The organism is Corynebacterium kalidii, from assembly GCF_022869005.1.
Classification (GTDB): Bacteria; Actinomycetota; Actinomycetes; order Mycobacteriales; family Mycobacteriaceae; genus Corynebacterium; species Corynebacterium kalidii.
Genome location: NZ_JALIEA010000007.1, coordinates 1 through 13,168 on the forward strand (window position 1 = coordinate 1; position 13,168 = coordinate 13,168).

Annotated in this window: 10 protein-coding genes; 2 read left to right on the plus strand and 8 right to left on the minus strand. The window is 71.9% G+C overall.

What is annotated here, in order from left to right; all coding sequences use genetic code 11:
- Nucleotides 1–1,240 precede the first annotated feature (1,240 nt).
- Both MUN33_RS01135 and MUN33_RS01140 read right to left on the minus strand, forming a co-directional pair.
- Nucleotides 1,241–2,455, minus strand: a complete 1,215-nt coding sequence (locus tag MUN33_RS01135; protein WP_439647815.1) for a cobalamin-independent methionine synthase II family protein — start codon at nucleotides 2,453–2,455, stop codon at nucleotides 1,241–1,243.
- A gap of 11 nt (nucleotides 2,456–2,466) precedes the next feature.
- On the minus strand, nucleotides 2,467–3,696 hold the full coding sequence (locus tag MUN33_RS01140) for an aminotransferase class I/II-fold pyridoxal phosphate-dependent enzyme (protein WP_244803077.1): 1,230 nt from the start codon (nucleotides 3,694–3,696) through the stop codon (nucleotides 2,467–2,469).
- Between the two features lie 19 nt (nucleotides 3,697–3,715).
- Here MUN33_RS01140 and MUN33_RS01145 point away from each other — a divergent pair, with 19 nt between their 5' ends.
- Together MUN33_RS01145 and MUN33_RS01150 are read left to right on the plus strand one after the other, a co-directional pair.
- A complete protein-coding gene (locus MUN33_RS01145; protein ID WP_244803078.1) occupies nucleotides 3,716–4,699 on the plus strand; it encodes an alpha/beta hydrolase family protein in 984 nt (327 codons plus the stop codon).
- Nucleotides 4,700–4,710: 11 nt separating this feature from the next.
- Nucleotides 4,711–5,805, plus strand: coding sequence for a PLP-dependent cysteine synthase family protein (locus MUN33_RS01150; RefSeq protein ID WP_244803079.1), 1,095 nt, complete (start codon nucleotides 4,711–4,713; stop codon nucleotides 5,803–5,805).
- A 14-nt stretch (nucleotides 5,806–5,819) separates the two neighbouring features.
- Here the strand turns inward: MUN33_RS01150 and MUN33_RS01155 are convergent, their stop codons facing one another.
- The 6 genes from MUN33_RS01155 to MUN33_RS01180 all read right to left on the minus strand — a co-directional run bounded on the left by MUN33_RS01155 (nucleotide 5,820) and on the right by MUN33_RS01180 (nucleotide 13,145).
- Complete coding sequence (locus MUN33_RS01155; protein WP_244803080.1) at nucleotides 5,820–6,437, minus strand: GntR family transcriptional regulator; 618 nt, start codon at nucleotides 6,435–6,437, stop codon at nucleotides 5,820–5,822.
- A 28-nt stretch (nucleotides 6,438–6,465) separates the two neighbouring features.
- On the minus strand, nucleotides 6,466–7,314 hold the full coding sequence (locus MUN33_RS01160; protein ID WP_244803081.1) for a helix-turn-helix domain-containing protein: 849 nt from the start codon (nucleotides 7,312–7,314) through the stop codon (nucleotides 6,466–6,468).
- Complete coding sequence (locus tag MUN33_RS01165; protein WP_244803082.1) at nucleotides 7,307–8,704, minus strand: MFS transporter; 1,398 nt, start codon at nucleotides 8,702–8,704, stop codon at nucleotides 7,307–7,309. Before MUN33_RS01165 ends, MUN33_RS01160 begins: the two co-directional genes overlap by 8 nt.
- Nucleotides 8,705–9,031: 327 nt before the next feature.
- The gene (locus tag MUN33_RS01170; protein ID WP_244803083.1) at nucleotides 9,032–10,798 is read right to left on the minus strand and encodes an acetyl/propionyl/methylcrotonyl-CoA carboxylase subunit alpha; all 1,767 of its coding nucleotides are present in this window, start codon (nucleotides 10,796–10,798) and stop codon (nucleotides 9,032–9,034) included.
- Nucleotides 10,795–12,393 (minus strand): 5-oxoprolinase subunit B/C family protein, encoded by a 1,599-nt coding sequence (locus MUN33_RS01175; RefSeq protein ID WP_244803084.1) that lies wholly within the window; start codon nucleotides 12,391–12,393, stop codon nucleotides 10,795–10,797. Before MUN33_RS01175 ends, MUN33_RS01170 begins: the two co-directional genes overlap by 4 nt.
- Nucleotides 12,390–13,145 (minus strand): 5-oxoprolinase subunit PxpA, encoded by a 756-nt coding sequence (locus MUN33_RS01180; protein ID WP_244803085.1) that lies wholly within the window; start codon nucleotides 13,143–13,145, stop codon nucleotides 12,390–12,392. Before MUN33_RS01180 ends, MUN33_RS01175 begins: the two co-directional genes overlap by 4 nt.
- Between the last annotated feature and the right edge of the window lie 23 nt (nucleotides 13,146–13,168).

Consider the following 13,168-nt stretch of genomic DNA (forward strand, 5'->3'; position numbering starts at 1 on the left):
CCGGTGACTGGGTCGGTGAAGATCATGCGGATTGCGGTCAGTGCCATGGGTTGGTCGAAGTCCTCGTCGGCCACCGACGGAACAAACGGAAGCGCAACGAGGGCGAGGTGGCGACCGCAGGTGGTCATCACAGAGCCAGGAATGGCACTGAAGGCCCCACAACTCGTCGAGGTCCGGTATAGAGAGATCTAGGAGAGCAGTGGCCGAGTTCGGTCACTCCGGAGCAGCCCGGCAAAGGAATTGTGGGGCAGTGGCACCATCGGTGGCCTTCGCGGCTATGGGCGTTTCCCACCGGTAGTCTGCAGCTTCCTGATCCCCTGCAGGACGAGCGTCTGGCCCCGTTATCTGACATTCGCACGGTACTTGCCCTCAGCCGCCGTCATTGGGCCACAAGAGTCACCTCATCGGACCCGCTCGGCACCATGCGTTCCGTGACAGGGGCTGACGGGGCGTCCGTGCAGGAAAGTGGGTTGATCACCCAGAACCCCGTCCGGTCGTGAGACTTCCGTCGCTGCACTGAGGAACTTGGCTCCGTTGCTCGGGCGGACCCGGCCACTGCCGAGCTCTCGTTGGAGCTCACGAACTGAACTCCTTGATGAAGGCCGGCGTAGCCTTGTCACTCTTCGCGACCTTCACCCCGGCCCGGAACTGCGGATCAGGTTCAGCCAATGAGGCGCGCAGAAGCCCGGCACTGCACCCCGGGGAAGCCGATCAACGGTGCACGGTCCGTGCCCGTCGACGATTGGAGTCAGTTCCACCAGTACTGTGAGACTCGAATGCGGCTACCCGGGGTCTGCGGGTGCGTTCCCACATGTGCTGGTCGACGCCGAGGGGCTGGATTCCGTCCAGGTGGGGCCGGGCAGCATTGACGGGCTCGGCCTGGGAGCCCGGGGCATTGTCGGTTTCCATGCATCGAAACCACCAACGCCCCGGGCTCTCAGGCGCAGAGGGCTTCCGAGGTCTGGAAGAACTTCCGGTCGCAGGAAGCCTCAGCGCAGGTGAAGCGTGGTAGCCGGATGCGTAGGCGAGGCGGGAAACGGGCCATGGGCAGGTCGGCCAGCAGCCGGGGCGGTGGTCGTCGCCGGCGACAGGGGGAGGCGTCGACGATGGTGAACAGGCTGGCGCCACAGGCGCCACCGGCGCCACCGTCGCCACCGGCGCACTGGCGTCACAGCCGGTGGTCCCCGCTGGGAGTAGACCCCGGGGGTCGCGACAGGCCCTGCCCCGCCCGGCCAGGTCGTCAGCCCAGCAGGTCCTTGCTGGCCAGGCGTGCGCCCTCGACGAGCGACTCGAGCTTCGCCCAGGCGATCTGCTCGTGCAGGCGGCCGCCGAGGCCGCAGTCGGTGGAGGCGACGACGCGGTCGGGTCCGACGACCTCGGCGAAGGTGAGGATCCGGTCGGCGACGGTGCGCGGGTGCTCCACGACGTTGGTGGAGTGGCAGACCACACCGGGGTAGATCAGCGTGTTCTCGGGCAGCGGGTGGTCCTGCCAGACACGCCATTCGTGTGCGTGGCGGGGGCTGGCACCCTCGAAGGAGAAGCCGCCGACCTCGGCGCGGAGGATCTCGTCGACGATGTCGGCCAGGGGGATGTCGGTGGTGTGCGGGCCGTGCCAAGAGCCCCAGCAGATGTGCAGGCGGGTCTGCTCCTTCGGCAGGCCGGCCAGCGCCCGGTTGATGGCGTCGATGCGGATGCGGATCCACGCCTGGTAGTCGGCGACCGAGGGCTCCGGGTTGATCTGGTCCCAGGCCTCGGCGAGGTCCGGGGCGTCGATCTGGACGGTGAGTCCGGCGTCGGTGATGGCCTTGTACTCGTGGTGCAGGGCGTCGGCGCAGGCGTTGACCAGGGCGGTGTCGTCGCCGTAGTACTCGTCGGTCAGGCGGGCGGCGGAGCCGGGGGAGATCGCGGCGATGAAGCCGTCGGCGGCGGTCTTGTCGGCGGCGGACAGGGCGTGGGTGAGCAGGCGGACGTCGGCGTCGACCTGTTCGGCGCCGATGTAGCCGATCTCACCGGTGAACTTCGGGTTGCCGACCTTGGCGCGGCCGGTGAAGATGCCGGACTCCGGGTCGTCGTAGGCGGCGGCGAAGGCGGCGCGGTCGCGACGGTCGGGGAAGGAGGTCAGGCGGATGTTGCCGGGGGTGGAGCGGACCTTCTCGGCGTTGGCCCACCGGTCGGTGTCGGTCATGGTGAGCCCGCTGAGGCGGGAGAAGATGTAGTTCCACCAGGCGCCGTAGTCCACCGCGCCGGAGGTGACGTGGCCGTACTCGCCTTCGTTGATGATGTCGAGGCCGAGATCGACCTGGCGGCGGACGACCTTGTCGACACCGTCCTGGAGGATGCCGAGGAACTCCTCCTGGCTGATGTCGCCGGTACTTCTGCGGTGGTTGGCCGCCAGCAGTTCCGGGGTGCGGGGGAGGGAACCAACATGTGTGGTGCGGATGTGAGTCATAGGCACCATCGTAGTGTTCAGTGAACGATCTGCTGCAGGCGCGTCCAGTCGGCGGAGCGCAGCCGTTGTGCGGCCAGGTCGAGCGTCGCGTCGTCCTTGCAGAACGTCCAGCGTACGAGGGTGCCGGTCCCCGCGTCCTCCCCGGTGACGAAGCTGCTCACCGGGATCGCCGCGACCCCGACGGCCTCCGGGAGCGCCCGGCAGAACTCCGCGGCGCTCAGGCCGAGACCCAGCGGGGCGATGTCGCTGACCAGGAAGTAGGTGCCGTCGCTGTGCAGGACGTCCTGGCCGGTGGCGCGCAGGACGTCCGCGAGCCGGTCACGCCGGTCGCGCAGCGTGCGGCCCCAGGCGTCGCTCCAGTCGTCGGCGTTGTCGAGGGCCCACGCCACCGCCGGCTGCAACGGGGTGACCCCGACGTAGCTGAGGAACTGCTTGGCCGCGGTGACCGCGTCCAGCAGGGGCGGCGGCGCGATCGCCCACCCGGTCTTCCAGCCGGTGACGTTGAAGGACTTCGCGGCGCTGGACAGCGTCACCGTCCGCGACGCCATCCCCGGCAGGGTGGCGAACGCGGTGTGGGGGCGGTCGAAGGCGAGGCGCTCGTAGACTTCGTCGCTGATGACGACCACCTCGGTGCCGCGCACGGTGTCGGCGATGAACTCCAGGTCCGCACGCCCCAGGACGGTGCCGGTGGGGTTGTGCGGCGAGTTGAGGATCACCGCCGCCGGCCCGTCCGCCACCGCGGCGGTGAAGCGTTCCCGGTCCAGGTGCCAGCGTCCGCCGTCCAGCAGCAGGCGGACGGGCCGGGCGACGGCCTCGGCCAGCCCGATCGCCGCGGAGTAGGCGTCGTAGGTGGGTTCCAGCACCACGACCTCCCGGCCCCGGTCGACCAGGCCGAGGACGGCGGCGGCGATGCCTTCGGTCGCACCGACGGTGACCAGCACGTCCTGCGGGTCCACGTCGTGCCCGAGCCGGCGGCGCCGGTCGTCCGCCACCGCGACGCGGAGCTCGGGCAGGCCGCGCCCGGGGCCGTACTGGTTGTTGCCGCCGGTGATCTCCGCGGCGGCGCGCCGCAGCATCTCCGCCGGGCCGTCCTCGTCGGGGAAGCCCTGGCCGAGGTTCGCTGCACCGGTGCGTACCGCCTCGGCGGTGATGGTGGCGAAGACCGTGGGGCCGACTCCGGCGACGCGGGACGCCGGGCGCACCGGGCGCACCGGGACGTGGGTGGGGCTGTGATACTCGGATGCCATGCAGCCATAGTATGGGGTCATGAGCATTCAGCCGATAACCGCGACCGGGGCGGACCCGGACGAGACCGTCCCCCTGGAGCAGACCGACCCCGCCACCCTGCCGAAAGGCCACCCGGTGGACGTCCAGGCGGGCCGGGACGGCATCAGCCCCCGCGAGCAGCTCACCCAGCTGCTGACCTTCTTCGAGGACAGCTACCCGGAGATCTTCCGGTCGCTGACCACCGACGAGGCGGCCGACTCGCCGGACGGGGTCACCGCCGAGCTCAAGGACCGCACCGAACGGCTGTGGGCGCGGGTGCCGGACCTGATCACCCACTGCAGCCTGCTGGTCCTCGGCGCGGGCCTGGACCACGCCATGCCCACCTCGGCGTTCCTGAAGACCGGGCCGTCGGCCGAGCCGGTGACCGTCGCCGGGGTGCCGGGGACCGTCCTGACTCCCAGTGAGCCGACCGGGGCGGTGGCGGTGAGCCTGCACGGCGGCCCCGGCTGGTTCGGTGACGCCGAGTCCCACGACCAGCTCTGGCTGCCGCTGTTCGCCGCGCTGGCGGAGAAGTCCGGGGTGACGGTGGTGGACCTGCTCTACCCGCTGCCCGCGTACGGGCAGGACGCGTCCCCGCAGCGGACGCGCGACGCCGTCGCCGCGGCGTTCGCCGAGGTACGCGGCTGGGACCGTCCGGACCAGCGCACCGGGCTGGTGACCTTCGGGTCCGGGTTCGGGCTGGCCCGCGACGTCGTCGAGGAGGCGGACTTCCTGCTGGCCATGACCCCGCGCATCGGCGACGACCTGCTGGCCGCACCCCCGGCGCTGGCACAGGTGCCCACCCTGGTGTCGGTGGCGTCCGAGGACTCCCGCGGCACCCCGGCGGCGCAGGTGCAGGAGTTCTTCACCTCCTGCGCGCCGGACCACCTGTTCCGCGCCTACCTGTCGGAGCACCTGATCGGGGCGCCGGACGTGTGGCGGCGCCGGGTCGGCGACGACGCGGCGTGGTTGGCCCGGCGGTAGCGGGGGTGGACATGCGTGACGTCAACCGGTACGACGGGGAGGCCCGCCGCTGGCTCGCCGGCGCGGTGGCGAAGGTGCAGGCGGACCAGTGCCGGTCCGCCGACACCCACCTGCTGTCGGTGCCCCTCCCGGAGCACTGGGGTGTGGACCTGTACCTCAAGGACGAGTCGACGCACCCCACCGGGTCGTTGAAGCACCGGCTGGCCCGCTCGTTGTTCCTCTACGCGTTGAGCAACGGGTGGATCCGGCCAGGTGCGCCGGTGGTCGAGGCGTCGTCGGGGTCCACGGCGATCTCCGAGGCGTACTTCGCCCGGCTCATCGGGGTGCCGTTCATCACCGTGGTCGCGGCGTCCACCAGCGCGGAGAAGGTCCGCCTGATCAGGTCGTACGGCGCCGAGGTCCGGTTCGTCGACGACCCGTCCACCGTGTACGCCGTCGCCGCCGACATCGCGCGGCGCAGCGGCGGGCACTACATGGACCAGTTCACCTACGCCGAGCGGGCGACGGACTGGCGGGGGAACAACAACATCGCCGAGTCGGTGTTCCGGCAGATGGCGATGGAACGCCACCCCGAGCCGACGTGGATCGTGGCCACCGCCGGCACCGGCGGGACGTCCTCGACCCTGGGACGCTACGTCCGCTACACCGGACGGATGACCGGCCTGTGCGTCGCCGACCCGGAGAACTCCGCGTTCCAGCCGGGGTGGGAGGCCGGCGACCCGGACGTGACCACCGGGGCGCCGTCGCGGATCGAGGGCATCGGACGCCAGCGGGTGGAGCCCAGCTTCACCGGGAGCGTCGTCGACCGGATGATGGCGGTGCCCGACGCCGCGGCCATCGGCGCGGTCCACGCACTGGAGCGGACGACCGGTGTCCGGGCCGGAGGGTCCACCGGGACCGGGCTGTGGGCGGCACTGCGCCTCGTCGCCGAGATGGTGGACGCCGGGGAGCAGGGCAGCGTGGTCTCCCTGATCTGCGACTCGGGGGAACGCTACCTCGACAAGTACTACTCGGACACCTGGCTGGCGGACAACGGGCTCGACGCCGCGGGGTACCGGGACTGGGTGCTGAGGTTCCTGGAGACCGGCGACGCCGCGGACCTTTGACGGGGGGGGGGTTCTCACCCGATGAGGGCGGCGAGCGTCTCCCGGGTCTGCAGCAGGGAGTCGCGCAGGCGGGTCGCCGCATCCTGCCGTTCGCCGGCCTGCAGCAGGGTCACGACGGCCCGGTTGACCGCGACGAATCCGCCGTGGAAGCCGGGGTCGCGCTGCTCGGCCTGCAGGAACACCAGCCGCATCCGGGCGAGCAGCCGCTCCATCTCCTCGTCGAGCAGCTCCGACCCCGCCGCGGCGACTACAGCACGGTGGAACTCCTGGTTCGCCGCCGCCGTCGCCGTCAGGTCACCGTCGCGCCGGTGCGCCTCGGCCTCGGCGACGATCCGGTGCAGGACGTCGACGTCGAGGTCGCTGCCCCACAGCAGTGCCCCGGGTTCGACGACGGCCCGGGCGAGGTAGAGACTGCGCACGTCCTCCGCGCCGGGCGAGGCGATGAAGACGCCGCGGTTCGGGATACGCTCGAGGACACCGTCGGCGAGGAGCATGGCGAAGCTCTCGCGCAGGGTGTTGCGGGAGATCCCGAAGCGGTCCGCCACGGCGACCTCGCTGAGTTTCTGGCCCGGGGCGAACTCACCGGCGGACACGGCGAGGCGGAGCTGCTGGGCGGCGGTCTGGGCGCGCATGGTGTCGGAGTCTAGTGGACCGGCCCCGTCACCCGGCCCACAGGCTCACGAGGCCGTCGCCGGGGCACGAGGCCGCGACCAGTGCCGCGACCCGCTGCCGGTCGTCCCCGGGCATGTCCCTGAGACGGGAGAGGACGTCGAAGGCCACGTCCCGGGCGCTGCGGTCTGCGGCGACCGGCGGCAGGCCGTCGTCGGAGGACCCGTCCCAGGTCAACAATGCGGCGGTGGTCGCGGTGATGCGGGGGAGGCCGGTCCGGACCGCCGCACCTCGCGCGGCGACGGGCATTCCGACGCCGACGAGTACCGCGATGACGGTCTCCAGGGCTGTCCGCCGGATGACCTCCGGGGCATCGACGGTCCAGGAAAGCGTGTCGGCCAGAGCATCCACGGTCTCCCGGTCCTGCGTTTCCTTGACCCGGACCATCGCGTCGAGCAACTCCACCGTCTCCACCGAGACCGGAACAGAGACGGTGAGCGGATCCACCGCGAGATCGTCGACCATCGGCCGTGGATCCGGGCCGGACGTCCACGGATCGGCATGGCGGGACACCTGCCGTACCCGGGAGATCCAGGACGCCATCGGAGAGGTCCCGGCAGTGTCTCGGCCCGTGTCGAAGGAGGCCTCGACCACCTCTCCGAAGCCGTCGCCGGAGGTGAGCAGTCGGGAATCGAAGTCCCGGCGGGTGAGTACCTCGGCGGGGAGTGCGAGCCGGTCGGCAAGCTGGACGATGATCTCGTCGGACGGAACGCACTGCCCGGACTCCCACCGGGAGACCGCACTGGCGGAGCAGATCCCGGACGCCAGTGCGGCCTGTGACATACCCCGCTCCTCGCGGACGTGGCGTAGGCGGAAACCGACGATGGCGGGGTCATCCATACCTGTCGATCGTACGGCACCTCAGCCGCCACAACCCGGCGGCAGCAGCTGCGCCGACGAGGGCGACGGTGCCGACCAGCAGACCGAGGCCGAGGGCGGACCCTGCCCACACACCGACTATGGCGGTGCCGAATGCTCCGCCGATCTGGAGCATCAGACGGGTGTGTGCACCGACGGCCGGCGCCTGTGCGTCCTCGACGACGTCGTAGGCGGCCGAGAGCGTCAGCAGGGTGCAGGCCCCGATGCCCAGGCCACGGACAAGGCAACTGACGGTTGCCACGGTTACCGCGCCCGTGCCCCATGACGTCACGGCCTGGACACCGAGTGTCCCCACTGCGGTCATCAGCAGGCCGGCCCCGATGACGGGGAACGCGTCCGCGGACGCCAACGGCCCTTTGACCAGGCTGCGGGCCGCCCACGCGCCCAGGCCCTGAACGCCCAGCAGGACACCGGCGACCCACGCCGGTCGGCCCAGCCCGGCCTGCACGTGCAACGAGGTCGACAGCAGGGTGCCGTAGAACACCGCTCCCACGATCAGGCTCAGGAGCATCACCGTGGTGAACGCACGTCCGCGGTAGAGCGACACATCCAGCACGGGCGCCGCGGAGCGCAGATCGGCCAGACAGAACACGACAAGCAGGCCGACGGCCGTCACCACGGTGAGGAGGATCATTCCCGTGGATCCCGTGCCCAGTGAGCTGACGGCCCAGAGCACGCCGACCATGCCGAGAACACCCGGCAGCGCCTGTCCCAACCCCAACGGTGCCCGTGTGCCGGTGCCCGGCGGTAGCACGCCCCGGGCCAGAAGCAGCGAGATCACGGCGACCGGTACGTTGACCAGGAACAACACGCGCCACCCCACTGCGTCCACGAGGACGCCTCCGAGCAACGGTCCGAAGGCGGGGGCGAGGACCGCCGGCAGTCCGATGGTCGCCAACGCTGCCCGCATCCCCTCGCGTCCCACGACGTCCGCGGCGATCTGTTGGACCGCAGGCATGATGAAGCCGCAGGCGGCGCCCTGCAGAGCACGGGCGGCGACGAAGACCGGGAGCGTCGCGCTGGCGCCGACGAGCGCGGAGGCCAGGCCGAATCCCAGGACAGAGCCGATCCAGACGTTCCGGGCGCCGTAGCGACGCATGCACGTCGTGGAGACGACGATGCCGGCGGTGGCGGCGAGCATGTAGCCGGAGACGCCGAGCTGTGCGGAGCTCTCCGGGGCGCCGAGGTCGTGTCCGATCGCCGGGAGCAGGACGTTGACCAGGCTGGAGTCGATCAACGGGAGGACTGCGGCGAGCAGGAGGACCGCGGTGGTGCGCGGCCTGAGGGTCTGTGTTGTCTGTGTTGACGGGGTCGGCGGTGTCGCCTGGACGCCAGTGTCCGGATTTGTCATGGAGAACGACGCTCCTTTTCTGTGGCGGAGGGTTCTTCTCATGGAACCGGGGTGAAAACAGTGGATCAAGCGTTGAAATCACCGGGGGTCGGGGGTTGAGTCGTTGCACGTCACGGCATGCTACTCAGATTATTCTCAGGCGATGGGTGAAGGATGGAGCCCCCGCAATGTCACGCCGGGACCACGCAGACTCCGCCTGCATAAGAGGATGGAAACATGCCGTCGGAATGCATGCCGAAGAGGGACTGCAGCCGGAGGTCGCCGCAGTCAGATGGGACGGCGCTTACCGCTGTCTGCCGTGGGTCGGGGACACCCCCGCGCAACTCGTCACGGCGTGACCCGGGCGATCACGTCTCCGCGGGCGACGACGGCCCCGGCCTCGGTGTGCAGCCGGACGGTGCCGTCGGTCGGAGCGGTGACCGGCGACTCCATCTTCATCGCCTCGACGGTGGCGACCGTCTGACCCGCGACCACGGCGTCGCCGTCCTGCACCGTCCACTCGACCAGCGTGCCGGCGAACGGCGCGGCGACGGCGCCGGGGTCGGGGTCGGAGGTCGTCGCGCTGCCGTCACCGTCGGTCCCGCCGCGGCTGTCAGTCCCGCCGCCCTGCAGCAGCACCGACGGCACCAGCACGTGGCGCAGCGTCCCGTCGATCTCCACGGCGAGCGTCGTCCGGTCGGCGTAGACGTCCTCGAAGGACACCTCGGGGGACACGGTGTGGGCGCCCGGCACGTACTCGCGGTCGACCCAGTCGGTGCACATGCGGAAGTCCACCGCACCGTCGGGCGCGGTCCACGCCGGCTCACGCACGATGTCGCGGTGGAACGGCAGCACGGTGCGCACCCCCTCGATGCGGAACTCGTCGAGGGCGGCGCGGGCCCGCCGCAGTGCGGTCGCCCGGTCCGGCCCCCAGACGACGAGTTTCGCCAGCAGCGAGTCGTAGGACCCCGGGACCGTCGACCCGGAGCGCACACCGCTGTCCACCCGGATCCCCGGGCCCGTCGGGGCCTCGAAACGGGTCACCGTGCCCGGGCACGGGGCGAAACCGTGGGCGACGTCCTCGGCGTTGATCCGGAACTCCACGGCATGGCCGTGCGTGACGGGGTCCGCGTCCGCCTCGACGGTCAGGTGTTCCCCGGCGGCGATGCGGAACTGCTCGTGGACGAGGTCGACGCCGGTCACCGCCTCGGTCACCGGGTGCTCCACCTGCAGACGCGTGTTGACCTCCAGGAAGGACACGGTGCCGTCCTCGGCGACGATGAACTCCACCGTCCCGGCGCCGACGTAGCCGGCGGCCTGGCAGATCGCGCGGGCACCGTCGACGATCAGCCGGTGCTGCTCCCCGGTGAGGAACGGGGCGGGCGCCTCCTCCACCAGCTTCTGGAAGCGACGCTGGGTGGAGCAGTCCCGCGTGCCGACCACCGCGACCGCGCCGTGGGTGTCCGCCAGCACCTGCGCCTCGACGTGCCGGGGGCGGGTGAGGAACTTCTCCACGAAGCACTCGGCACGGCCGAACGCCTCCTGTGACTCCCTGCCGGCCGCGGCGAAGGCGCCCTCGACCGCCGCGATCCCGTCGTCCTCGGTGACGACCTTCAGTCCACGTCCACCGCCACCGAAAGCGGCCTTGACCGCGATCGGCAGGCCGTGTTCCTTGGCGAAGTCACGGGCCTGTTCCCAGGAGGTCAGGGGCTCGGAGGTGCCCGGGGCCAGGGGAGCGCCGGCCTGCTCCGCCAACCGGCGCGCGGCCATCTTGTCGCCGAGGGTCTCGATCGTCTCCGGGGAGGGGCCGACCCACACCAGCCCGGCGTCCCGGACGGCCCGGGCGAAGCCGGCGTTCTCCGACAGGAACCCGTAGCCGGGGTGCACGCAGTCCACCCCGGCGCGCACGGCCACGTCGACCAGGGCGTCGATGTCCAGGTAGGAGGGCACCGCGTGGGCCTCGTCGGCGATCCCGGCGTGCAGGGCGCCCACATCGGCGTCGGTGTACACCGCGACGGTGCGGAGACCCAGGTCGTGGGCGGCGCGGGCGACACGCACCGCGATCTCGCCGCGGTTGGCGACGAGGACGGAGGACAGGGCTGGGACGGTGGTCACTGGTACTCCTCGAATCTGACCGTGGCGCCGGGCGCCAGTTGGGCGGCGGCGTCGAGGTCCTCGGTGATGACGGTGGCGATGACGGGGTATCCGCCGGTCACGGCGTGGTCCCGGAGGAACAGCACGGGGTGGCCGTCCGGGGCGACCTGGACGCTGCCGGCGACCATCCCCTCGCTCGGCAGCTCCTGCCCGTCCCGGTTGGCGCAGCGGCGTACCGTCGGGCCGGACAGTCGCACTCCCACCCGGTCCGAGGACGGGCTCACCGTCCACTCCCGGCCGGTGAGTGCCGCCACCCCGTCGGTGAACCAGGTGTCCCGCGGGCCGGCGACGACCCGGAGCACGTCCGGGACGCGCAGCGGGTTGGTGCCTGTACGGGTCGGGCGGAGTGGGGCGTCACCGGCGACGACGGGGTCGCCGGGGGACAGGGGGCGTGGGCCGAGTCCGGAGAGGATGTCGGTGGACACCGACCCCAGGACCTCCCCGTCGCACCGGATCCCGCCGCGGACCGCGACATAGCTGCGCAGCCCGGTGGCGGCGGGCCCGACCGTCACGGTGGACCCTGCGGTGAGCAGCAGGGGACGGGCCAGCCCGCAGGCCCGCCCGTCCACGGTCACCGGTGCCACCGCGCCGGTGACCGCGACGACGGCATCGGCGCCGCCGTCCCCAGCGTCCCCGCCGCCGTCCACGGTCAACGACAGCCCGCCGATGTTCTCCAGCACGGCCGCGCCGGGAGGGTTGCCCACCACGTCGTTGGCCACCTGCGCCGACGCCATGTCCGCCGCCCCGGACGGGGTGACCCCCAACCCGCCGTGTCCCGGGCGGCCGGCGTCCTGCACGAGCGTGAGCAGGCCCGTGTCGGTCAGGGTCAGGGCCGGGGCGTCCTGCGACGCCGCGACGGGGGACGGTGCCGACGGTGCTGACGGTGCCGACGGTGCAGCCGGACAGACCTCCACCCGCTGGCGTACCGCCCGGTACACCACGCGGTCGCCGGGGCGGATCATCGCTGGCTCGTCGGCCGACGGGTCCCACACCGGGGTGGCCGAGGTGCCGATCACCTGCCATCCGCCCGGTGACCTGCGGGGGTACACCGCGGAGAACTCACCCGCCAGGCCGACCGCGCCGGCCGGGACGGCGGTGCGGGGCGTGTCCCGGCGGGCGACGGACGGCACGTCCCTCCCCACGCAGTAGGTGAACCCGGGGGCGAATCCGCCGAAGGCCCCGGTCCACGTCGTCGAGGTGTGGTGCCGGACGACCCCGTTGACGGTGGTGCCGAGCAGCTCGGCGACGGTCCCCAGGTCCGGGCCGTCGTAGACGACGTCGACGGTGACGGTCCGTGCCGTCCCGGTCACCGGATCGCTGGAGGTGGCGGTGGGGTCGGCGGTGCGCAGCAGCTCCATGGCCGCGCGCACCGCCGAGGGGGAGTCGAGGACGAGGAGCACCGTCCGTGCGGCGGCGACGACGTCCCGCTGACCGTCGAGCGGCACGTCGGTCAGACGACGGTGCCACGCCATCGCCGTCGGCAGGTCCGGCAGGTCGACCAGCAGGGCACGGGTGCCCACACGGTGGATCAGCGGGGCCGTTACCGGGGCAGTCACAGGAAACCCCTGATCCCGACCCGCTCGGCGCGGAGCCGCGCGACGACCGCCCGGGTCAGCTCCACCGCGCCGGGGGAGTCGCCGTGGACGCACACCGACTCCGCGTCGACCCGCAGGACCGTGCCGTCGACGGCGGTCACCGCCCCGGTCGTGGCGACCTGCAGGACGCGGGCGGCGACGGCAGCCGGGTCCCGGATGACCGCGTCGTCGTCCGTCCTGGGCACGAGGGTGCCCCCGGGGGTGTAGTTCCGGTCGGCGAAGGCCTCCTTGACCACCCGGAGCCCCTTCTTCTCGGCGAGGTCGACGGCCACTCCGCCGGGCAGCAGCATCAGCGGCAGGTCGCCGAAGGCGCGGACCCCGTCGACGACCGCGCCGGCCTGGGCGGCGTCGTGGACGATGGTGTTGTACAGCGCGCCGTGGGGCTTGACGTAGCTGACCTTCGTGCCGTGTGCCCGGGCCAGCGCGTCGAGGGCGCCGATCTGGTACAGGGTCTCGTCGGCGAGGCGGGCGGGGTCGATGTCGACGGCGGTGCGTCCGAAGTTCCCCGGGTCCCGGTAGCCGATGTGCGCCCCGACGGTGACCCCGCGTTCCGCGGCGGCGCGGACCGTGGCGGCGATGTGGTGCGGGTCGCCGGCGTGGAACCCGGTGGCGACGTTGGCGCTGGAGACCAGGGCGATCATGGCGGGGTCGTCGGCGACGGCGATGCCGTCGGTGGTCTCACCGAGGTCGGCGTTCAGGTCGATGGTGGTCATCGGGGACTCCGTTTCTCGCGCCG